We start from the raw sequence: 21,237 nt of genomic DNA, 5'->3' as shown, positions 1-21,237 counted from the left end.
GAACCAGCTTTAGAGCTGGTTTTTTTTATGATTCACACCGTAAAATCAGATTTCATAACTAAAAAGTTGGACTTTAGTACATCTAAGATTATGAAGCATTTTGCATTTGTTATATTTGATATAGCGTTAATGATTTACTTATGAACACCAATCACTTACTTGTTGCTTTCAGAAATCGAGCCTTAGGAGTCAAAGAAACGACCTCAAACTGGACACATGAAATAGAATATTTATACAAAAGAGGCGTCGGAATTGATGAAGCCTTGCATTATTTGTACTTTGAAAAACCTTCTATTGAAGAATTTGAAAGTTGGGTGCAAGAAAAAGAAGGAAAACTTATTCAATCGGTCACTCAAGAAACTTCAGTTTTAAGTGATGACGAATTGCAGTTTTTTGAAACCAACGGGTATCTTATATTACCTAATGCAATTTCAAAGGAGGATTGTGCTGCAACCCAACAGCTGATTTGGGAGTTTTTGGGAATGCATCCAGAACAACCCGAAACTTGGTACCAAAGCCATCCCCAACAACGCGGAATGATGGTTAATTTTTTTGACCATCCGTTGTTAGAAAAAAACAGAGCTTCGGCGAGAATCAAGAAAGCTTTTGAACAGCTGTATAAGTCTGAAGCTATTTACAAAACCATCGATAAAATAAGTTTTAACCCACCAGTGACTCAGAGTTATTCTTTTAAGGGTAGTGATTTACATTGGGATGTGAGTTTGCAATTACCCATTCCGTTCCGATTGCAAGGCTTGATTTATTTATCTGATTGCGGACCACAAGATGGGGCTTTTCATTGTGTGCCTGGTTTTCATCATCAGATTGCTACTTGGATGGAGGAGATTCCCGAAGGTGTTCATCCGAGAGCACACGCTTTAGCAACACTCAAACCCCAAGCCATTACCGCCTCTGCTGGCGATATGGTGATTTGGCATCAAGCCCTGCCACATTGCGCAACACCAAATTACGGTACTTCACCACGTATGGTGCAATACCTAAGCTATATTAGTGAAGCGTATATCGAAGCTAAAGAGTGGGTTTAGAATTGTTTAAACCTGACTGGTTTTAAAAACCTGTCAGGTTTGAAAACACAATTATTCCTCCATCAATATCTCCAAAATACTAATCGCAGCCTCACTAATTTTGGTTCCAGGACCAAAAACGGCAACCGCTCCAGCATCAAAAAGGAATTGGTAATCTTGCACTGGGATGACGCCACCTACTACGACCATAATATCTTCGCGACCGTATTTTTTGAGTTCTTCAATCACTTGTGGGACTAAGGTTTTGTGACCTGCCGCCAAGGATGAGACGCCAAGGATATGCACATCGTTTTCTACCGCTTGTTTAGCCGCCTCTTCAGGAGTTTGAAACAATGGGCCAATGTCTACATCAAAACCTACATCAGCATAACCTGTGGCTACTACTTTGGCGCCACGGTCGTGTCCATCTTGCCCCATTTTAGCAATCATGATTCGGGGTCTTCTTCCGTCTTGTTTGGCAAAAGCATCGGCAAGTTGCTTGGCTTTTTCAAAACTTTTGTCGTCTTTAATTTCTTTGCTATACACGCCACTAAAGGATTTAATTTGTGCTTTGTAACGTCCAAAAACCGTTTCTAAGGCATCGCTTATTTCGCCAAGTGTTGCTCGGTTTCTTGCGGCTTCTACGGCTATTTCTAACAAATTACCTTCATTGGTTTTGGCACAATGAATCAATTTTTCGAGACTACTTTTTACTTTTTCGGAGTCTCTGTTGGCTTTGATTTTTTCCAATTGCGCTAACTGTTGTTTACGAACCATTTGGTTGTCTACATCCAAGATTTGCAAAGGGTCTTCTTTCTCCAATCGGTATTGATTGACCCCTACAATAATATCTTGTCCGCTGTCGATTCGCGCTTGTTTTCTAGCGGCAGCTTCTTCAATTCTCAATTTTGGAATACCGGCCTCAATGGCTTTGGTCATTCCGCCCAAGGCTTCTACTTCTTGAATCAATTGCCAAGCTTTTTCGGCAATTTCATTCGTAAGACTTTCTACATAGTAACTGCCTCCCCAAGGGTCTACGGTTTTGGTAATTAGGGTTTCTTCTTGTAAATAGATTTGGGTATTTCTTGCAATTCTTGCGGAGAAATCAGTTGGTAAAGCAATGGCTTCGTCTAGTGCGTTGGTATGTAATGATTGAGTGCCTCCAAAAGCAGCTGCAGCCGCTTCGACTACGGTTCGTGCTACGTTGTTAAAAGGGTCTTGTTCGGTTAAACTCCAGCCAGAAGTTTGACAATGGGTTCGCAAGGCCAATGATTTTTCATCCGCAGGGTTGAATTCTTTGAGCAATTTGGCCCAGAGCATTCTACCAGCACGCATTTTGGCAATTTCCATAAAATGATTCATTCCAATGGCCCAGAAAAAAGATAATCTTGGCGCAAATTCATCAATTTTCATTCCGGTGGCTAAACCCGTTCGAATGTACTCTAAGCCATCGGCTAGGGTGTAAGCCAACTCAATATCTGCGGTAGCTCCCGCTTCTTGCATATGGTAACCAGAGATGGATATAGAGTTAAATTTGGGCATTTTTTTGCTGGTAAATTCAAAAATATCAGCTATAATTTTCATAGAAGGAGTAGGAGGATAGATGTAGGTATTTCGCACCATGAACTCCTTTAAAATGTCATTTTGTATCGTTCCAGAAAGGTGTTCTGGAGCTACGCCTTGTTCTTCTGCTGCTACAATATAAAAAGCCATAATTGGCAAAACGGCTCCATTCATAGTCATAGAAACCGACATTTCTTGCAGTGGAATTTGGTCAAACAATACCTTCATGTCTTCCACGGTGTCAATGGCTACACCTGCTTTTCCAACGTCTCCAACCACACGTTCGTGATCGGAATCATAGCCTCTGTGCGTAGGAAGATCAAAAGCAATGGACAATCCTTTTTGACCCGCGGCTAAATTGCGTCGGTAGAAAGCATTGCTTTCTTCGGCAGTAGAAAAGCCCGCATATTGTCGTATCGTCCACGGTCTACGAACATACATGGTCGCATATGGTCCACGTAAGTTGGGCGCAAAACCAGCCCCAAAGTCCAAATGCTCTAAGGTTTCAATGTCTTTTTCAGAATAGGTAGGTGGAATCGTAATACCTTCCGCTGTAAGGAAAGGCTCGTGACTAGGTAAACTAGCACTTTTTGCGGAATGGTCTAAGGTAATATATTGAAGGTCTTTTCTTTTCATGGCTGAATAGTAATGGTGAAACGTTTTGGATAGAATAAGCTTACTCAGTTGCGAGTCGTTCTTGTTCGATTTTTTCGGCCAAACGTTTTTCGATTATCGGGGTAATCAGTGTTTTTCGTGGATTGATTTTCACAAAAGGAAACAATTCCAAATCGTGCTTCATTCGGTCAGCTTGGTTGGGATGTTTGTTGGTTCCTAATAATATTTTTTTACCAGTATCAAATAAAGCTTGCTCCTTGTCGGCACTTTCTTGGATTTTTCTTTTGACGGTACCTTCTTTCAATTGCTTTAAGAAACCACCATTTTTTTCGATGTCTTTAAACAATTGAAGTGCTTTTTCTGCTAACTGTTGGGTGATGCTTTCTATATAATAACTTCCGTCAGCTGGATTGTTGACTTTGTCGAAATACGATTCGTTTTTCAAAATCAACAATTGATTTCTAGCAATACGGTCTCCAAATTCGTTGTCTTTGTGATACAAGGCGTCATATGGCAAATTGGCAACTGCATCTGCTCCTCCCAAAATGGCACTCATGCATTCTGTAGTAGTTCGTAACATATTGACATTGTAGTCGTAAATCGTTTTGTTTCTTTTAGTTGGAGTGGCTAGAATATGACAATCGATATCCAATTCATAGGCATTGGATACGATTTCAAAAAGTTGACGTAAGGCTCTTAATTTTGCAATTTCGAAGAAGTAGTTACTTCCTATGGCGACTTGAAACACCACACTTTTCTTGCCATTCGGGATATGGTTGAAATACTCATTGGCATGTGCTAAACCATAGGCTAATTCCTGAACCATAGTGGCTCCTGCATTTTGATACAATCCCATATTGATACTTAATAATGAGCAATTTTGGTTACTGTTAAAAAGCGATTTAAGGATTTCGAAATTGTCTTTTTCTGCTGATGAAAACCAATTGCCGTCTTGGGCTAATTGTCCGATAGGATCCAATAAGCAGAAAATCGTAGCTTCTTTTTCTTTTGCAATTTGATCAATTTTTGCAACGAAATCGATTGAAAGAAATTGGAAATGAAAATAAAGAGTTGTTGTTGCTAAAGGAAGTGCTGCAAGTAATTTTTCTACAGCAATATTCTCATTAGGAATCGTAAATCGGAGGCTAGTTGCTCCGCGTTGTAGTGTATCTAAAGCTCTTTCGATGGATTTGTCTAAATCGTGTACAAAGATGTTTTGGCAAATACTGAAGGCAGTTGCTTGGGTGCTAATGCTAGCACTACCTTTTAAATCTTCTTTGTCGTAGAATGGTTTTACTTTTATTTCCTCTGGGGAATTCCAAATCACTGTTTCGTTGTAATCGGCACCTTTGAGTTCAAATTGGATTTTTTGTTTCCACTGTTTAGCCGAAACAGCATTGAAATCTTCAAATAGATTTTGCGCCATTGTAGTTGTATTAGTTTGGGTCGTTTTTAATAATGCTATCGCCTTCAAATTCTATGATATAGATGTCTTCGCTATCTTTTTTCATATAGTATTTTTCGCGAGCGTATTTTTCTATTTGTTCAGAATTATGTAATTGTTGGATATGTTGTTTATCCTTTTTTATTTCTTCTTCGTAGTATTTTTTATTTTCTTTCAATTCCTCAATGTCTTTGTTTAGAATTCGGTGATCAAAATAAGAATAATTGTCTAGGAAAGTCATCCAAACGATAAAAAACAAGGATACCCAGATGTATTTGTTACTGAGTAATTTGAACCACTTTTTATCTTTATAGGGATTTTTCATTGCTAGATATTAGGAATAGGAAATTGTTGGTTTACAAAATACGTTGGTTAATTACGGCACGAACCACATCAATGGCTACTGTGTTGAACTTGTCATTAGGAATAATGATGTCGGCGTGGGCTTTGGTTGGTTCGATGAATTGTTCGTGCATCGGTTTAAGTGTGTGTTGGTAACGGCTCAATACTTCTTCCATGTCGCGACCTCTTTCGGAAATATCTCTGCGTAATCTACGAATTAGTCGTTCGTCTGAATCGGCATGGACATAGACTTTGATGTCGAATAAATCACGTAATTCCGGATTGGTAAATATTAAAATACCCTCTACAATCATCACTTTTCTTGGGTGTGTGATGATTACATCGTCGGTTCTGTTGTGTTTGATAAAAGAGTAAACAGGTTGATCGATGATGTTACCTTGTTTTAGTTCTTTTAAATGTGCTACTAAGAGCTCGAAATCGATGGCTCTAGGATGGTCAAAATTGATGTTGGAACGCTCCTCATAACTCATGTTTTTGTTTTCTTTGTAATAAGAATCTTGAGAAATGATACCCACTTCGGCATCGGGTAGTTCATTCATGATTTGATGTACTACTGTTGTTTTTCCACTTCCGGTTCCTCCTGCAATTCCTATGATGAGCATACTAACTTTAGTTTTAAATTTTGTTACAAAAATAAGAATTTAAAGAGATACCGATTTGTTTTTTCGGACTATTTTTAAAAGCCTTGGAGTTTAAAATAGTAGCCGTGATGGGTTGTAAAAGGATTTGGTTTTTTAAATGTGGGCAAGGTTTCGTTTTTGTCTTTTAGCCCCGGGAGGAGTGGCATCCTTTGCTGCCGGGGTTCGGCAGTAAAGATAGAGCGGATCACGGGACGATGTTTCCTGATAAGCCTATTTTTTCTGCTTCTATTTTTGAAAATAAAAAAAACCTGTAAGTTTTAATTACAGGTTACTTGAATTATTTGAAGGCTTTTTCTCCTTGTTGATAGCCTTCATTAAAACTTTTTTTGTGACCTTCCCAATCGTAAATGATCTCAACTGCCATCCATGTTAACATGCCGAAGATAAAAACAGACACATCGCGTTTGGTGATTTTCATTAGTTATAGTATTAGTTAATGTTGCTAATGTAATAAAAAACAAACAAAGTTACATTTTGTGCAAAATAAAAATACTAGGACGCTTGTGTAAGTCTACTTTTTCTTTTTTCCAAGCGTTAATTTTTTTGGTTTTGATGTATTCGGTGGGCAAAGTGATATCGGTCGCTACGCAAAGATGGGTCTCGGGATGTAGGATTTGAATCAAATCTTCGAGTAGTTTGTTGTTGCGATATGGGGTTTCGATGAAAATTTGGGATTGGTTTTTGTCGAAAGATAATTTTTCTAAAAACTTCAAGGCCGTTTTTTTCTCCTCTTTTTCGATAGGTAAATAGCCGTTGAAGGTAAAGCTTTGTCCGTTCATACCAGAAGCCATAAGGGCTAGTAGGATAGAGGACGGGCCAACCAGCGGAACGACTTGTATGCCTTTGTCGTGTGCGATTTTTACAATTACTGCTCCGGGATCGGCTACACCAGGGCAACCGGCTTCGCTCATGAGTCCCATGTTTTTTCCCTCAAGCAAGGGTTGAATCATAGCCAAATGTTCTTTGGTTTCGGTGTGTTTGTTTAGGGTAAAAAGTACGAGTTCTGATTGTTTTTTTTCGGGTTGTACTATTTTGATTGATTTTCTTGCCGTTTTTTCGTTTTCTACAATGTAATGGTCAATAAAATCGATGCTTCTTTTGATGGTTTGCGGTAACACATCCATTGGGTCGCAATCGCCCATAGTGGTTGGGATTAAGTATAATTTTCCTAGCGAAAGAGTTGGTTTCATTTAGTGGTTTTCTTTGTTTATTCTTTTGAATACCTCGTCAACTGTAATTTGCATTTCTGAAAACAGTGGACTTTTAATTATTTGCCCTTCAGAAAAGGGTTTTAATCCGATGTATTCTTCGTTTTGTAACGTGTACACTAAAACAAAACACTCTTCGGGTTCTACTATCCAATATTCTTTTACGCCACTTTCTTGGTATAAACTGAATTTGGTATCTACATCATGCTTGCTGTTGTTGGGTGATAATATTTCTACAATTAAATCTGGTGCGCCGTTGCAGCCTTTGTCATCTAATTTGTTTTCATCACAAATAATGCACAAATCGGGTTGTACGACAGTCGTATCTTTTTTTGAAGAGGCAATCGGAAGTCTTACGTCAAAAGGGGCAACGAAAACACTGCAAGGATGATTTTGAAAAAACTTCCCTATGCTCAATGTTAAATTATAACTTATTGTTTGATGTTTTCGGCTTGGGGCAGGGCTCATTTTACGAATAAATCCTTTGATTAGCTCCACTCGCTCTGAAAATTGCCATAGCAAATAATCGGAATAGGTGTATGTTTTTGTCAAGTCTAAGTCTGAAAAATTTTTTACTACTGACATATGCTGTGTTTTTCACAAAGTTATAAAACTATCTTAACTTGTCTATGATTTTTTGCAATTGAGCGATAATAACAGCGGTGTTTTTAATCTCTTATGCCCAATAAAGATACTAAGCGTTATCCTTTAACTTGTAAGTATGAATTCTTATTGTACTTAAGAATGCTTCTCAATGATTTTTTTGGCAATCACCTCGCAAGCTTCGTCTAGCATTTGATATACATTTTCAAAGCCATTGGCTAAGCCATAGTATGGATCGGGTACATCGACATTTTCTCCTGGAAATAATTCGTTCAAAATCATTTGAACTTTGTTTTTCTGGGTGTCGTTTTTGGCCATCTCCATCACAGTGTCATAATTGGAGGCGTCCATTACATAGATATAATCGAAGGTATCGAAATCTTTTGTGCTAAATTGTCTCCCTTTTTGGTGAGCAATCGAAAGGTTATGGTGCTCTGCTACTGCAATGGAGCGCTTGTCTGGTGCATGACCGATGTGCCAAGAGCCTGTTCCGGCAGAATCAACAAGAAATTGATCCTCTGGTAGTTTTGAGGCTAATATTTCTTCTGCCAAGGGAGAACGGCAAATATTGCCTAAACATACCATTAAAATCTTTACAGGCATAATCCGCGTTTATAGCGTTAATTTAGAGTTGATATCGTCAACAAATTTTTTGAATTGTTTGTCTGTTGCTACTAAGTTGTCTACCGTTTTACAAGCGTGTAAAACTGTAGCGTGATCGCGATCGCCTATTTGTGAACCAATATTCGCTAGTGAGGCTTTAGTGAATTTTTTGGCAAAAAACATTGCTAATTGGCGGGCTTGAACCACGTGTCTTTTTCTGGTTTTAGATTGTAGGGTTTCTAAATCCAGCTGGAAATAATCCGAAACAATTTTTTGAATATAATCGATTGAGATTTCTCTTTTGACGTTTTTGACAAATTTCTCCACCACACTTTTAGCCAACTCGATGGTTACTTCTTTTTTGTTGAAAGAAGATTGTGCGATTAACGAAATGATAGCGCCTTCTAATTCACGAACGTTTGATTTGATATTTCTAGCAACATACTCAATGATGTCATCAGGAATGTCAACACCGTCACGATACAAAATGTTTTTAAGAATCGAAATTCTAGTTTCGTAATCTGGTTGGTGTAATTCTGCAGATAATCCCCATTTGAAACGAGACAACAAACGTTGCTCAATATCTTGCATATCAACAGGAGCTTTGTCCGAAGTCAAAATTACTTGCTTACCGTTTTGATGCAAATAATTGAAGATGTGGAAAAATACATCTTGAGTTCCTGATTTTCCAGATAAAAACTGAACATCGTCTATAATTAACACGTCGATTAATTGATAGAAGTGAATGAAATCGTTACGGTTGTTTTTCTTAACAGAGTCGATATATTGTTGTGTGAAAATTTCGGCCGAAATGTATAAAACCGTTTTTTCAGGATATTTGTCTTTAATCTCTACACCAATAGCGTGAGCTAAGTGTGTTTTTCCTAATCCAACGCCACCAAAAATTAATAACGGATTGAAAGAAGTTCCACCCGGTTTGTTGGCAACAGCCATACCCGCAGAACGAGCCAATCTATTAGAATCTCCTTCTAGGAAATTGTCGAAGCTGTAGTTAGGATTTAATTGGGATTCAATTTTCAAATTACGAATACCAGGAATTACAAAAGGATTTTTCAATTCTGGATTCAAATTTTTGATAGGAGCATCTACTTCCTGTGGTTTCATAACCACACGATTGGCACTTGGCAACTGTTCTGTAAACGGTTGCTTGTTGCCATAAGTGTTCTCCATTTTGATTTTGTAAAGCAATTTTGCGTTCTTACCTAATTCTTTGGTAAGGGCAACTTTTAACAATTTCACGTAATGTTCTTCTAGCCATTCGTAGAAAAATTTACTAGGTACCTGAATATATAAAGCATTATCGGTTAGCTCAACTGATTTAATAGGTTCAAACCAAGTTTTGAACGCTTGCTCTTGAATATTGTCCTTTATAAAAGATAAACAGTTTTCCCATACCGATTGTGCAGTTTTATTCATAGATTTGGCGAAATTATTTTAACTTTAGTTGATTTTTTTTGCAAAAAAAGGCGTCGTTTTTTTGCGATTTTCAGGTTAACAAAAGTGTGAATAATTTTTTGTATAAAAAAATATATTGAACAATTATTTTAGAAAAAAATGTCGTAAGGGGCGTTTCAAAATTTAAATTTTTTAAAGCATAACTAATGAAAAATCATCAAGTTCAAGTACGTGTTCGTTATTCTGAAACCGATCAAATGGGAGTCGTTTATCACGGTAATTACATCCCTTATTTTGAGATAGGACGCGTGGAATGGCTTAGAAATAAAGGGGTTTCGTATAAAGTGATGGAAGAAAACGGAATAGCCCTTCCTATAGTCTCTATGAATATTAATTACAAAAAGTCGGCGCGGTATGATGATTTATTGACGGTGCATACTCGTTTCAAAAGTCAGACGACTGTGAAGATAGAATTTGAGTGCGCAATTTATAATGAGTTACAAGAGTTGTTAACAACTGCTGAATTTGTGTTGGTTTTTGTGTCCTTAAAAACGGGTCGTCCAGTCGCTCCTCCAGATTATATTTTGGAATTATTGAAAACCATCGATTAACGACAAAAATCATCGACGAAAAACACTATTTTATCCTTTTTTTGCGATTTGTATTTCAAACATATTTTCAAAAATGTCGAATACCATTTCGGCATTTTTTTTTCGAATACAACACTCAATTTTGCCAATCGGTAAATTTGTTTCGGCATCGATTTCCATTTCTTGATTTACAATTTGAAGTTGCTTTTCTTTAATAACGCGCATGACTTTGTTCATGTTCTTATAATCGAAAGTGATTACGAAAAAAACATCAATGGTTTTCTCTACAATTTCACTCGCTTCTATCGCTAATTGAGCCGTGGTTTTGTAAGCCGCAATCAATCCGCCAACTCCCAATTTAGTGCCGCCAAAGATGCGAACCGCCACAATCAATATATTCGTTAGACCAAACGATTGAATTTGCCCATATATTGGCGTGCCAGCGGTGTTACTCGGTTCCCCATCGTCATTGGCCCTAAAAACCACCGATTCGGTCCCAATTTGATACGCATAGCAATAATGCACCGCATGCGGATGTTCTTTTTTGAGTATTTCAATGATGGGTTTTACTTCCTCCTCGCTGCGAATCGGAAACGTATAGCCAAAAAACTTACTGTTTTTCTCCTTAAACAATATGGGTTCGTTGGGTGCAGCAATGGTTTGGTAGGTGTCTTTCATTAGGTGTACTTCTCCAAAAGGGATATTTTTTGATGCAAAAGTAGTTTTTTTTGGAGCCCAACCCAAGGCATTTTTAGTAGGCAAGGGTTCCCGCTATCCGCTATATCTTTTTTTATTTTACCCTGTCAGGGTTCAAAACCCTGACAGGGTAAAATAAAAAAGGATGCCTGCTATCGGGGCTAAAGGAGTAGCAGTTGGCTTTTTTGGATACATTTTAAAGTTTTATCCCAAGCTGTTTTTTTCGAATAAATCGACTACATCTTCTTTTCCTACTTGCAGGTTCCAGACCTGAAGTCCGAGAGCTTGAGCTGCATCAGTGTTTTCTTTTTTATCGTCTACAAACAAGGTTCTTTTGGGTGACAAATCATTTTGTTGCAAAACGTGCAAGTAAATTTCAGCATCGGGTTTTCGCATCCCTACTTCAAAAGAAAAATACACTTTTTCAAAACATTGGTAAAAAGCGCCATAAAACGAACTTCCTGTTTTTTGTTCAAAAGTGTCAATATGAATAGCATCGGTATTGCTCAACAAAAACAAGCGGTATTTTTGCGACAATAATTGTAAAAACTCTAAACGATACAAGGGAAAATCAAGTAAAACTGCATTCCAAGCTGCAAGAATTTCTTCGTGACTCGCATTGGGAATTTGTTTTTGAAAACCGTTTAAAAAAGCTTCTCGTGTACAATCGCCTTTTTCAAAAGCGATGTTTAAAGCGTCCAATTCTTCATTCCAAGCTTTGAGACCCAATGCTTGTAATTGGTCTTGCGTGGCTTGCTTGTCTAGATTGATAAATACATCTCCAAAATCAAAAATGATGGCATTAATCATGATTGCTAAGTATTAAAAGTTCGTCAGTTGCAATAGTTGACTTATTTGGATTCTTTTTTTGGAGTATCGGTGCTTTTATTCCAGAATGAAAAGAAATTGCTCCAATAAAAATCCGTGCTTCATCCCACATATTCAAATCGATAAAATGCTGAATGGTAGTGGTGCCACCTTCAATAATAACAGATTGAAGACGGTGCTCGTATAACCTTTGCAGGAGTTGTGGTACAATGTTTTGATTGAAATCTAGGATTTCAAAAGTACAATTCTCCTTGTTTTCATTGTGTTTGTTTGCTGTGAAAATCAGTGTAGGAACACTTTGGTCCAAAACAAAACTTTCCTCAGGTAGGCGTCCTTCTCGGTCAATAATTACTCGAGTTGGATGTTGTCCGTGCCAATCTCTAGTATCTAACTTTGGATTATCTGCAAGTACTGTTTGCGTTCCCACCAAAATTGCCTGTTCTTCGCTGCGCCATTTGTGCACCAATTGCCGAGAATAGGGATTAGAGATCCAAATTGGGACTCTTTGCTGATCTGGTTTTGAACTTGGAGCGATGAAACCATCTTGGCTTTCGGCCCATTTTAGGATAATGTAAGGGCGTTTTTGGTTGTGAAACGTAAAAAAGCGTTTGTTGAGTTCTTGGCATTCTTTTTCGAGTACACCAACAGTCACTTCAATACCAGCATTTTTCAAACGTTCTATGCCTTTACCTGCCACTTGATGGTTGGGGTCAACGGTTCCGATAACCACTCTAGGAATTTCACTTCGAACAATTAAATCAGCACAAGGCGGTGTTTTTCCGAAATGACTGCAAGGTTCAAGACTTACATAAATAGTAGCGTCTTTTAATTGCGATTTGTCTTTTACGCTATTAATGGCGTGCACTTCTGCGTGAGGTTCTCCGGCTTTTCTGTGCCAACCTTCGCCAATAATTTTTCCATTGGCAACAATTACGCTTCCCACCATCGGGTTAGGGTATGTAGTGCCTAAGCCATTTTTGGCTAGTTCGATGCAACGTTTTATATAAGTTTTATTTGTGTTCACTATGCAAAAGTACTATTTTTTAGGAGTTAGATTTCGCTAATTTGTCAATTAACAATGCTATTTTTGTCAGAGTAACCAAAGAAAATAAACTGTAATGACATCTTGGACCATTAGAAAAATAGAAAAAAAAGACAATCCTGCCGTGGCGCAGCTAATTAGGGCTGTTTTTGATGAATTAGAAATTCCAAAAGTAGGCACCGCTTACGAAGACCCTTATTTGGATTTGATGTTTGAGGAATACAGTAAGCCACGTTCTGTTTATTTTGTGGTAGAGCAAGATAGCGAAGTAGTAGGTTGTGCAGGCATTGCGCCTTTGGCCAATGAAAAGGAAACCATTTGCGAATTGCAAAAAATGTACTTTTTGCCTGCTACCCGCGGAAAAGGAATTGGAAGCGAAATGATGGCTATTTGTTTGCAAGCCGCCAAAGACTTTGGGTTTGAGCAATGCTATCTCGAAACGATGCCGTTTATGCATTCCGCTCAAAAGTTGTATAAGAAAACAGGTTTTGAGTACTTGTGCAGTGCTATGGGCAATACGGGACATAGCAGTTGTCCGGTTTGGATGCTTAAGGATTTGTAACACCTCAATAATTTGATTCGATATTTAGTACTATAAATTATGACAATAAGAGCCTACAGAACTCATTTTATTCAGGAACTTTCTTCTATTTATGAGGAAGTTGAGGCCGAAAGTTTTTTCTATCTGATTTTGGAAGCCAAGCACCAACTCAAACGAATCGATTTGGCATTGCAACCCGATTTGGCTTTTTTGGAGGTCGAACTCGTGGTTTGGAACAGCATTTTAGAAGATTTAAAAAAAGAAATCCCGATTCAGTACCTTTTAGGAAAAACCAGTTTTTACGGATTGGATTTTGAAGTCAACGAAAACGTGTTGATTCCAAGGCCCGAAACCGAAGAGTTGGTCGAATGGATTCTTGAGGATTGTGGCAAAAGAGAAACAACAAATAATTTCTCCATTCTTGATATAGGAACGGGAAGTGGCTGTATTCCGATTAGTTTGAAAAAACAGTTGCCTCAGGCCAAAGTTTCAGCTATTGATGTTTCGGAAAAAGCTTTGGAGGTTGCTAAAGGCAATGCGAAGTTAAATGGAGTGGAAGTGCATTTTATGCTGCAAAACATTTTAGAAACAGCCGATTTGTTGGAAAGTTATGATGTGATTGTTTCGAATCCTCCTTATGTTCGGAATATGGAAAAGCAAGAAATAAAGAACAATGTATTGGAATATGAGCCTCATTTGGCTTTGTTTGTAGCCGATGATGATGCTTTGATTTTTTACAGAAAAATTGGGGAGTTGGCATTGAAAAGTTTGCGTTCAAACGGAAAGTTGTTTTTTGAAATCAATCAGTATTTGGGTAAGGAAACGGTTGATTTGTTAATGACTTTAGGCTTTCAAAAGGTAGAGTTGAAAAAAGACATTTACGGGAATTATAGGATGATTTTGGCTTCTTTGTAAGTGGAGTTGTTGAACTAAAATCATAGTAGATTTTGGCTAAAGCCCAATGCAAAACTCATTATACAGAATGGGCTAAAGCCCATTCCTATTGATATTTTGAGCTCAAATTTATGATCATAAATCTTTTCGTTCCGCGTGAGGGATAGCAGCTGGCTACCGAAGTAGCGCGTATAGCCCGACCGCATAAAAAAAGGGACCCACTAGCACGATTGCTGAGTGGGTCCCTTTTTTTATGGGGTCACGCCCAAATACTTATTCATATCGCAATGCCTCAATTGGGTCGAGTTTTGAAGCTTTTACGGCAGGGTAGAGTCCAGAAACAATGGCTACCATAAAACTTGTAGCAAAGGCAGCGAATATGGCGCCCCAAGGGATGACGAAGGCAAAATCCATGGCGCTAGCGATTCCAAAACCTATTAGGATTCCGAAGATAATGCCAACGAGTCCACCAATTTGTCCTATGAGTAGCGTCTCTATGAAAAACTGAATCGCAACGGTCGATTTCTTGGCGCCTAAGGCTTTTCGAACGCCAATTTCTCGGGTTCTTTCGGTTACCGAAACAATCATGATATTCATTAAGGCGATGGAAGAACCAAAAATGGTAATCACCCCGATGAGCCAGGCAGCTACACCTAAATATTGCGTGATGCCTAAAATACGGTTGATCAAATCATCGCTGCGCACTACCCCAAAATTGTTGTCTTTTACTGGGCTTAATTTTCGCACGCGACGCATTACGCTAGTGGCGTTGTCTACGGCTTGGTCGAGTAATTCTTTTTTGCCTACCATTACACTCACACTGTAATTGATATTGGGTGCGCTGAAAAGAGAACGCGCCACTTGGATCGGTATCAACACACGTAAATCCTGACTGTTACCAAAAGTCGAGCCTTTTTCTTTGAGTACACCAATGACTCTGAATTTGGCCCCGCGAATTGAAATTATTTTATCAATTGGGTTAACATCCTTTAAAAGTCCTTTCTCAAAATCCGAACCAACCACACACACAAACGCATTGTTGGCAATATCGAAACTCGTAAAATTACGCCCAGCACTAAATTCTAATCCCGAATTCACGGCATACATTTCGTCTACGCCTACGATTTTGTTTTCGGGATCGGTTTTGGTGTTCCCGTATTTCACTTCGGCGGCCGAGCTTGCGGTAAACGAAATCGAAGTTTCGGTAAAAGGATATTTGTATTTGTTTCTAAACGCCACGGCATCGGGGTAGGAGATAATCGGGTTGATGATTTCTCGTTCGCCGCCGCCACGGTTTCTCGTTGTATTTTCGTATTGATTGATGTTGAAAGTATTGGCGCCCATCGAGGCAAAATCCGACGAAATTTGATTTTCTAAAGCCGCCACCACGGTCAAAATTCCCACCAAAGCCGTGATTCCAATAGCAATAATCAGTACCGTAAGAATGGTACGCAGCAATTGCGTTTTGATCGAACCCAACGCAATTTTAATATTTTCTTTGAATAATTTTAGCATCATGTAAGTTTGTCACGAAAATACAATTTTTGTTACAAGTTTGGTTTTCAAAAAACACTTAATTTTAAATCTAAAAGCCTCCTAATTTTTTTATTTCGCCTATTAATGCTGATAGAAAAAAGAGCGTACCTAGTTTACTACTTTGCGAACCTTGCGAAATGCTTTGCGCTCTTTGCGGTTAAATTCCATTATGAATACTTCAGCTTTAAAGGAATACTTATTGAAAAAAAAATGAACCACATAGAATCATAGAGTGATGTGGGTCATTTAAAGAATAAATAGAAATAGTACTATTTTACACATAGAAATCTATGTGAAAAGTAAAACGTCTATTTTTTTCTTTTAAAAACTATGAATTCTATGTTTCTATGTGGTAAAAACAATTACTGCAATGACTTATATGTTTAATTTTTAGGAGCTATTCCCGCTTTTCATTACAAGTCCTCGCACCCAAAGCCATTTTTCTACGCCCCAAAAGGAGCTTCCGTTGGTCGCTCTTTTAGGGCAAGAAAAATTGGCTTTGTGTGCTCCGGGCTTTCCATTACAATCGGGGCTAGGGCAGTAGGAAACCAAAACTTTTGATGGAATTGTAAGTTGAAAAGAAACTGCTTTTATCGATTTTTGAAAGGGATTATTGTTATATTTGGAAGCATACAGTGAAACCAACTTTTGTCGATTGTTGTGATTTGGTAGTTAAGAAGGAGTTTTTTTGTATTTGAATACTTAAGCTAGTTTCTTAAAAAAAAAACAATGGAAATGATAATGTTGTGCATCAAATTGGACCTTAAAACGGAAGTAAAAATAATTTATAAACGTATGTTTGCAAAACTTAAATTTTAATAGTAAAAAAGTAATGACAGACAAAATTGCAAAACCTTTTTTAAAGTGGGCTGGTGGTAAAACACAATTGATAGGAGATATAGAAAATGTATTGCCAAAGAAATTTATTGCTAATAAAATCACTTATATTGAACCATTTGTTGGTAGTGGAGCCATTTTATTTTGGATGTTAAATAATTTTCCAAAAATAGAAAAGGCAGTTATCAATGATATCAATACAGACTTAACAAATACTTATAAAGTTATTGCTTCAAACCCAAATGAGCTTATTTCTTTATTGAAAGAATTCCAAACTGAATATCACTACATTGATATTGATACAGAACTCAAAAGAGAATATTATACAGCTAAAAGAACATTATTCAATACACGTTCAACAGATAAAGAAACACAAGCTGCATTATTCATCTTCTTAAACAGAACTTGTTTCAATGGATTGTTCAGAGTAAATAAAAGTAATGCGTTTAATGTTCCAATAGGAAGTTATAAAAAGCCTATGATTTGCGATGCTGATAATTTATTAGCAGTTAGCGAAGCACTTCAAAAAGTAGAAATATTAACAGGTGATTATCAACAAACACTTTCACATGCTGAAAAACCAGCACTATTTTATTTCGATCCACCATACAAACCATTGAATAAAACCTCTAGTTTTAATTCGTATGCTAAGGAAGAATTTGATGATAATGAACAAATACGTTTGAGAGATTTTTGTAAAACCTTGAATAACCTAGGACACAATTGGATTTTAAGCAATTCCGATGTGAAAGGCAAAGACTTAGAAGATAATTTCTTTGATGATATCTATGAAGATTTTAATATTAATAGAGTTTTTGCAAGAAGAAGTATCAATGCTAATGCTGATAAATTTAATATGGGCGTTTCCCAAAAGGGCCAGGCTTTCCGTTCCAATCTTTTGCTTTTTAAAGGAAAAAGCAAAAGGATTTCCTCTACAATCCTTAACGCAAAACTATCTGCTTAAAAATGAATCTTCAATTTGATATTAATCTTGCAAATAATTATACGAATAATTCTCAAATTGCTAGAGTATTAACTGAAAATTGGGTCAAACACAATAGTTACTGTCCAAGTTGTGGAAACTCTAAGTTATCAGAATTTGAAAATAACAAACCTGTAGCCGATTTTTTTTGTAATAAATGTTTAGAAGAGTTTGAATTAAAAAGCAAAGATGGTAATAAAGTTGGAGATAAAATTGTAGATGGTGCTTATTCAACAATGATAGAAAGAATTAATTCTGAAAACAATCCAAACTTTTTCTTTTTAAATTACAGCAAAACTAATCTTAGGGTAAATAATTTTCTAATAATTCCAAAGCACTTTTTTGTTCCAGAAATTATAGAAAAAAGAAAACCATTAAGTGTAACTGCAAAACGAGCAGGTTGGGTAGGCTGTAATATTGATATTTCAAAAGTTCCTGAAAGTGGCAGAATTTTTTTGATTAAAAATTCAGAAATAATTTCACAAGAAAAGGTACAAGAAAAATGGTCTAGCACAGATTTTTTAAAATCTAAAAGTATAGAAAGTAGAGGTTGGATTTTAGATATTATGAGTTGTATCGATAAAATAAATAATGATACATTTTCATTAAAAGAAATTTATATTTTTGAAACTTATCTAAAAACAAAATATCCAAACAATAATCATATCAAAGATAAAATTAGACAGCAATTACAGATTTTAAGAGATAAAGGAATAATCGAGTTTAATGGAAGAGGAAGTTATAATAAATTATGATTATGAAACAATACATATTTATTACACCAGAAGGAACAACATTTTCACCAAATGGTGATGAAGTTGAGAACATGCAAGTTATTGGTACAGTTGAGAATGTAGAAAATGAAAATGAAGCTTTAAAAAAATTATTGATTGAAAATGAATGGATAATTGATGCTGAATTTAATGTTGCTGAATTTATATGCTATGAAATTTCTTAAATTTTCTTTAGAAATATTATTTTAAATTTAAATATTTCCCTTCAATTCCTGAGTTTTTTAATGACATCGCATTTTCTTTACCATAAGCTATGAATACACTTGGTGCCCCAGGAGTGCCTCCCTGTATACCACTGACATGATAAAATCTTATTCTTCCTTTAACAAATAAAACTGCGTCTGCATCATTCCAAATATGTTGAAAAAATAGTCTAGTTTCTGTTCTTGCAAAAATTAGAGCAATTCCATTTCCATGAGTCTTTAATTTTTCAAGCCATAATTCCATTCCACGACCATATGGTGGATTAAGATAGACTCTACCAAACCAGTCTCTATTTAAACCGTCATCTAAAATTGTGAAATTATGTTGTGCGTGTAAAAAAGGTGCTCCTACTGGACTACATGGGTCTAAATCAAATTCTCCAAGTTTCTTAACAAGTTCTGGAGGAGTTAACCATTCAACTTTAGTGTTTTCACAACGCTCAAAAGATGTATTCATTTGCTTAAATTTGATTGCAAATATTAGATCATTTTTTTGATTAAACAAATGTAATATGATCATTTTCAATATATTATGAAATAAAAATAGAAGTAATTGATATACAGAAATATAACTTAATCTCTTTTGAAAAACTACAAAATTATCTCCTTAAACAAAGGAGCTTGGGACAAATCGGAAGGGTTTGATTTTATATATGATTTTAATCGTACTTGGTTAAAATTGGTAAGAGAAAAACTAAAAGATAATGGTACTATCTGGATAAGTGGAACTTATCATAACATTTTCTCAATCGGTCAATTATTACAAGAATTAGATTTTAAAATCTTAAATGTAATTACATGGGAGAAAAACAATCCACCACCTAATTTTTCATGTAGGTTTTTTACGCATTCAGCTGAATTGATTATTTGGGCACGTAAAAAAGAAAAGGTACCACATTACTACAACTATGAGTTAATGAAGCAACTAAATGGTAACAAGCAAATGAAGGATGTTTGGAAATTGCCTGCGATCGCCAAATGGGAAAAATCATGTGGTAAACACCCCACACAAAAACCTTTGTCAGTGTTAACCCGTATTATTTTAGCTTCAACCAAACCTGGAGCTTGGATTTTAGATCCATTTGCAGGCAGTTCTACAACAGGTATTGCTGCTAATCTTGCTAACAGAAGATTTCTTGGGATAGATATGGAAAAAGAGTTTTTAGAAATAAGTAAGAATAGAAAACTAGAAATTCAGGACGAAAAAGTTGCAACTAATTATCGTCAAAAAATGAATGGTTTCGAAACTAAAAATCAATTGCAAATTTATTTAGCAGAAGAACCCATAGAACCTTATACAATTGATATAGAATTTTAAAGATTTCTTTTAAGAAATTATTTTAATCTTAACATCTCAAAGTTTTCATACCTTTTTCTATATTCGTCTCCCAATGAAAATTCGTGATGCTTCTCATATTTGGTTTCTTGAACTTTCGATGAGCGCATCTATTCAAACCCAAAATAAAATGACACCACCAACCCCAAAAAAAACACAATTCGATAACTTTGTTTGGATAGACATTTGTCAACCGAGCCAAGAAAATCTAGATCAAATTGCCAAAGAATACCAGTTGGATTATTTTCAAATTAAAGACAGTTTGGAGCGAGGCCATTTGCCTAAATTTGAAAAGCAGCCCAATTATAATTTTTTAATTCTGAGGGCTTTTACGCCGAGAATGGCCAGCAAAGCGACTACCATCAATGAATTGTCGCATAAAATTGCTTTTTTTTACAACGGACACAAAATCATCACGGTGCATCGCAGTCCGTTTGCGTTTTTGGAAACCGTAAAAAAAGACCACAAAACACCCGAAGCCATTTTGATTTATTTAATTCATAAAATGGTAGAAACCTATCAAGTGCCTTTGAACGATTTGGATGAAAAAATCATTCAAATCGAAAAGACGATTTTCCTGCAAGATTATTCCAGAATATCCTTGGAAGAGCTCTATTTCCTGAAAGCGCAAACCCGTATCACCAAAAAGTTGTTGCAGATATTTCAAAATGTCATTCACCAACTCGAAGTGAGTGAGTCCTCCAAAACTGCTTTGCAAGACATCAAAGACAAGCTGCTGAGTTTGCTGCTCAATTATGACGAGGTACTTGAAAATGCGAATAACCTACTCAATACCTATCTTTCGGTCAATGCGCAAAAAAGTAATGATGTCATGAAATTGTTGACCATTTTTTCGGCTTTTTTTTTGCCGCTGACTTTTATTGCAGGTATCTATGGAATGAACTTTGAAAATATGCCCGAATTGCAATGGCCTCTCGGCTATTTTATGACCTTGGGCGTGATGGTAGTCATTGCTTTGGTCATCTATTTTTGGTTCAAAAGAAAACGCATTCTTTGATTTTGGGGCAGCACCTTCAACTTTGTAAGTAATTACAGAAGCAATAAAATAACCATTTAAGGAATGTAAGGTCATATAAGAATAAAAACCATTGGGTGAAATTACAATAAAGTTTTAACCACATAGGAGCATCATAGGTTGAACTAATTAGGCAAAGAATAAATAGAAATAGCACTATTTTGCACATAGTATAGCTATGTGAATAGTAAAACGTCTATCTTTTTCTTTTAAAAACTATAAGTTTTCTGTTTCTCCTATGTGGTAAAAAATAATTTTACTCAACGGGCATAAGAATAAAAAAAAATACGATTCCTTAAATTTATGGTTCTACTGGGTTTTGTGTGAATATCCATTTAAGTCACCGTGAAAAAAAAGAATAGCTGTTCTAAAATTTTGCTTGTTTCTATATCCTCTACCGATTCGTTTTAGCTCTTCAATTGCACCGTTAATTCTTTCTGC

The 21,237-nt window shown here is 36.4% G+C and carries 24 protein-coding genes; 9 read left to right on the top strand and 15 right to left on the bottom strand.

Features of this window, described 5'->3' with window-relative positions; all coding sequences use genetic code 11:
- The first annotated feature begins 140 nt into the window (after nt 1-140).
- On the top strand, nt 141-1,046 hold the full coding sequence (locus O9307_RS04600; RefSeq protein ID WP_298295809.1) for a phytanoyl-CoA dioxygenase family protein: 906 nt from the start codon (nt 141-143) through the stop codon (nt 1,044-1,046).
- Nucleotides 1,047-1,097: 51 nt separating this feature from the next.
- Here O9307_RS04600 and scpA read toward each other — a convergent pair whose 3' ends face one another.
- The 9 genes from scpA to dnaA all read right to left on the bottom strand — a co-directional run bounded on the left by scpA (nt 1,098) and on the right by dnaA (nt 9,502).
- Nucleotides 1,098-3,224 (bottom strand): methylmalonyl-CoA mutase, encoded by a 2,127-nt coding sequence (gene scpA / locus O9307_RS04595; protein ID WP_298295807.1) that lies wholly within the window; start codon nt 3,222-3,224, stop codon nt 1,098-1,100.
- Nucleotides 3,225-3,264: 40 nt separating this feature from the next.
- Nucleotides 3,265-4,629 (bottom strand): methylmalonyl-CoA mutase subunit beta, encoded by a 1,365-nt coding sequence (locus O9307_RS04590; protein WP_298295805.1) that lies wholly within the window; start codon nt 4,627-4,629, stop codon nt 3,265-3,267.
- A gap of 10 nt (nt 4,630-4,639) precedes the next feature.
- On the bottom strand, nt 4,640-4,972 hold the full coding sequence (locus tag O9307_RS04585; protein WP_298295803.1) for a septum formation initiator family protein: 333 nt from the start codon (nt 4,970-4,972) through the stop codon (nt 4,640-4,642).
- Nucleotides 4,973-5,003: 31 nt separating this feature from the next.
- Complete coding sequence (gene udk / locus O9307_RS04580; RefSeq protein ID WP_298295801.1) at nt 5,004-5,612, bottom strand: uridine kinase; 609 nt, start codon at nt 5,610-5,612, stop codon at nt 5,004-5,006.
- A 316-nt stretch (nt 5,613-5,928) separates the two neighbouring features.
- Nucleotides 5,929-6,069 (bottom strand): hypothetical protein, encoded by a 141-nt coding sequence (locus O9307_RS04575; RefSeq protein WP_298295798.1) that lies wholly within the window; start codon nt 6,067-6,069, stop codon nt 5,929-5,931.
- 49 nt (nt 6,070-6,118) lie between these two features.
- On the bottom strand, nt 6,119-6,841 hold the full coding sequence (locus O9307_RS04570; protein ID WP_298295796.1) for an SAM-dependent methyltransferase: 723 nt from the start codon (nt 6,839-6,841) through the stop codon (nt 6,119-6,121).
- Nucleotides 6,842-7,444: a Uma2 family endonuclease gene (locus tag O9307_RS04565; protein WP_298295794.1), complete on the bottom strand. Its 603-nt coding sequence runs from the start codon at nt 7,442-7,444 to the stop codon at nt 6,842-6,844.
- A gap of 153 nt (nt 7,445-7,597) precedes the next feature.
- Nucleotides 7,598-8,065: a low molecular weight protein-tyrosine-phosphatase gene (locus tag O9307_RS04560; RefSeq protein WP_298295792.1), complete on the bottom strand. Its 468-nt coding sequence runs from the start codon at nt 8,063-8,065 to the stop codon at nt 7,598-7,600.
- A gap of 9 nt (nt 8,066-8,074) precedes the next feature.
- The gene (gene dnaA, locus O9307_RS04555; RefSeq protein ID WP_298295790.1) at nt 8,075-9,502 is read right to left on the bottom strand and encodes a chromosomal replication initiator protein DnaA; all 1,428 of its coding nucleotides are present in this window, start codon (nt 9,500-9,502) and stop codon (nt 8,075-8,077) included.
- A 185-nt stretch (nt 9,503-9,687) separates the two neighbouring features.
- Here dnaA and O9307_RS04550 point away from each other — a divergent pair, with 185 nt between their 5' ends.
- Entirely contained in the window at nt 9,688-10,092 is a 405-nt protein-coding gene (locus O9307_RS04550; RefSeq protein ID WP_298295788.1) for a thioesterase family protein, read from the top strand.
- Between the two features lie 30 nt (nt 10,093-10,122).
- On the opposite strand, the gene O9307_RS04545 is transcribed toward O9307_RS04550, so the two are convergent.
- The 3 genes from O9307_RS04545 to ribD all read right to left on the bottom strand — a co-directional run bounded on the left by O9307_RS04545 (nt 10,123) and on the right by ribD (nt 12,619).
- The gene (locus O9307_RS04545; protein WP_298295786.1) at nt 10,123-10,749 is read right to left on the bottom strand and encodes a YigZ family protein; all 627 of its coding nucleotides are present in this window, start codon (nt 10,747-10,749) and stop codon (nt 10,123-10,125) included.
- Between the two features lie 222 nt (nt 10,750-10,971).
- A complete protein-coding gene (locus tag O9307_RS04540) occupies nt 10,972-11,577 on the bottom strand; it encodes an HAD family phosphatase (protein WP_298295784.1) in 606 nt (201 codons plus the stop codon).
- On the bottom strand, nt 11,570-12,619 hold the full coding sequence (ribD, locus tag O9307_RS04535; protein ID WP_298295782.1) for a bifunctional diaminohydroxyphosphoribosylaminopyrimidine deaminase/5-amino-6-(5-phosphoribosylamino)uracil reductase RibD: 1,050 nt from the start codon (nt 12,617-12,619) through the stop codon (nt 11,570-11,572). The genes O9307_RS04540 and ribD overlap by 8 nt, the downstream gene beginning before the upstream one ends.
- Before the next feature lie 94 nt (nt 12,620-12,713).
- On the opposite strand from ribD, the gene O9307_RS04530 reads away from it, so the two are divergent.
- The gene (locus O9307_RS04530; protein WP_298295780.1) at nt 12,714-13,199 is read left to right on the top strand and encodes a GNAT family N-acetyltransferase; all 486 of its coding nucleotides are present in this window, start codon (nt 12,714-12,716) and stop codon (nt 13,197-13,199) included.
- A gap of 39 nt (nt 13,200-13,238) precedes the next feature.
- On the top strand, nt 13,239-14,093 hold the full coding sequence (gene prmC / locus O9307_RS04525) for a peptide chain release factor N(5)-glutamine methyltransferase (protein WP_298295778.1): 855 nt from the start codon (nt 13,239-13,241) through the stop codon (nt 14,091-14,093).
- Between the two features lie 252 nt (nt 14,094-14,345).
- On the opposite strand, the gene O9307_RS04520 is transcribed toward prmC, so the two are convergent.
- Together O9307_RS04520 and O9307_RS04515 are read right to left on the bottom strand one after the other, a co-directional pair.
- Nucleotides 14,346-15,590 (bottom strand): ABC transporter permease, encoded by a 1,245-nt coding sequence (locus O9307_RS04520; protein WP_298295776.1) that lies wholly within the window; start codon nt 15,588-15,590, stop codon nt 14,346-14,348.
- Nucleotides 15,591-15,998: 408 nt separating this feature from the next.
- The gene (locus O9307_RS04515; protein ID WP_298295774.1) at nt 15,999-16,253 is read right to left on the bottom strand and encodes a hypothetical protein; all 255 of its coding nucleotides are present in this window, start codon (nt 16,251-16,253) and stop codon (nt 15,999-16,001) included.
- Nucleotides 16,254-16,440: 187 nt separating this feature from the next.
- On the opposite strand from O9307_RS04515, the gene O9307_RS04510 reads away from it, so the two are divergent.
- From O9307_RS04510 to O9307_RS04500, 3 genes are read left to right on the top strand one after another with little or no spacing between them, the layout of a single operon-like run.
- A complete protein-coding gene (locus O9307_RS04510; protein WP_298295772.1) occupies nt 16,441-17,409 on the top strand; it encodes a DNA adenine methylase in 969 nt (322 codons plus the stop codon).
- A 2-nt stretch (nt 17,410-17,411) separates the two neighbouring features.
- Nucleotides 17,412-18,182, top strand: a complete 771-nt coding sequence (locus O9307_RS04505; protein ID WP_298295770.1) for a DpnI domain-containing protein — start codon at nt 17,412-17,414, stop codon at nt 18,180-18,182.
- A 2-nt stretch (nt 18,183-18,184) separates the two neighbouring features.
- On the top strand, nt 18,185-18,385 hold the full coding sequence (locus O9307_RS04500) for a hypothetical protein (RefSeq protein WP_298295768.1): 201 nt from the start codon (nt 18,185-18,187) through the stop codon (nt 18,383-18,385).
- Between the two features lie 16 nt (nt 18,386-18,401).
- Here the strand turns inward: O9307_RS04500 and O9307_RS04495 are convergent, their stop codons facing one another.
- Nucleotides 18,402-18,944 (bottom strand): DNA N-6-adenine-methyltransferase, encoded by a 543-nt coding sequence (locus O9307_RS04495; protein WP_298295766.1) that lies wholly within the window; start codon nt 18,942-18,944, stop codon nt 18,402-18,404.
- Nucleotides 18,945-19,007: 63 nt separating this feature from the next.
- On the opposite strand from O9307_RS04495, the gene O9307_RS04490 reads away from it, so the two are divergent.
- Nucleotides 19,008-19,742, top strand: a complete 735-nt coding sequence (locus O9307_RS04490; protein ID WP_298295764.1) for a site-specific DNA-methyltransferase — start codon at nt 19,008-19,010, stop codon at nt 19,740-19,742.
- A gap of 73 nt (nt 19,743-19,815) precedes the next feature.
- A complete protein-coding gene (locus tag O9307_RS04485; RefSeq protein WP_298295762.1) occupies nt 19,816-20,778 on the top strand; it encodes a CorA family divalent cation transporter in 963 nt (320 codons plus the stop codon).
- The last annotated feature ends 459 nt before the right edge of the window (nt 20,779-21,237 follow it).

Origin of the sequence: Flavobacterium sp., assembly GCF_027531905.1 — a bacterium.
Taxonomy (GTDB): domain Bacteria; phylum Bacteroidota; class Bacteroidia; order Flavobacteriales; family Flavobacteriaceae; genus Flavobacterium.
The sequence above is the reverse complement of the archived record's forward strand: the minus strand, read 5'-3'. Positions and strand labels throughout refer to the sequence as shown.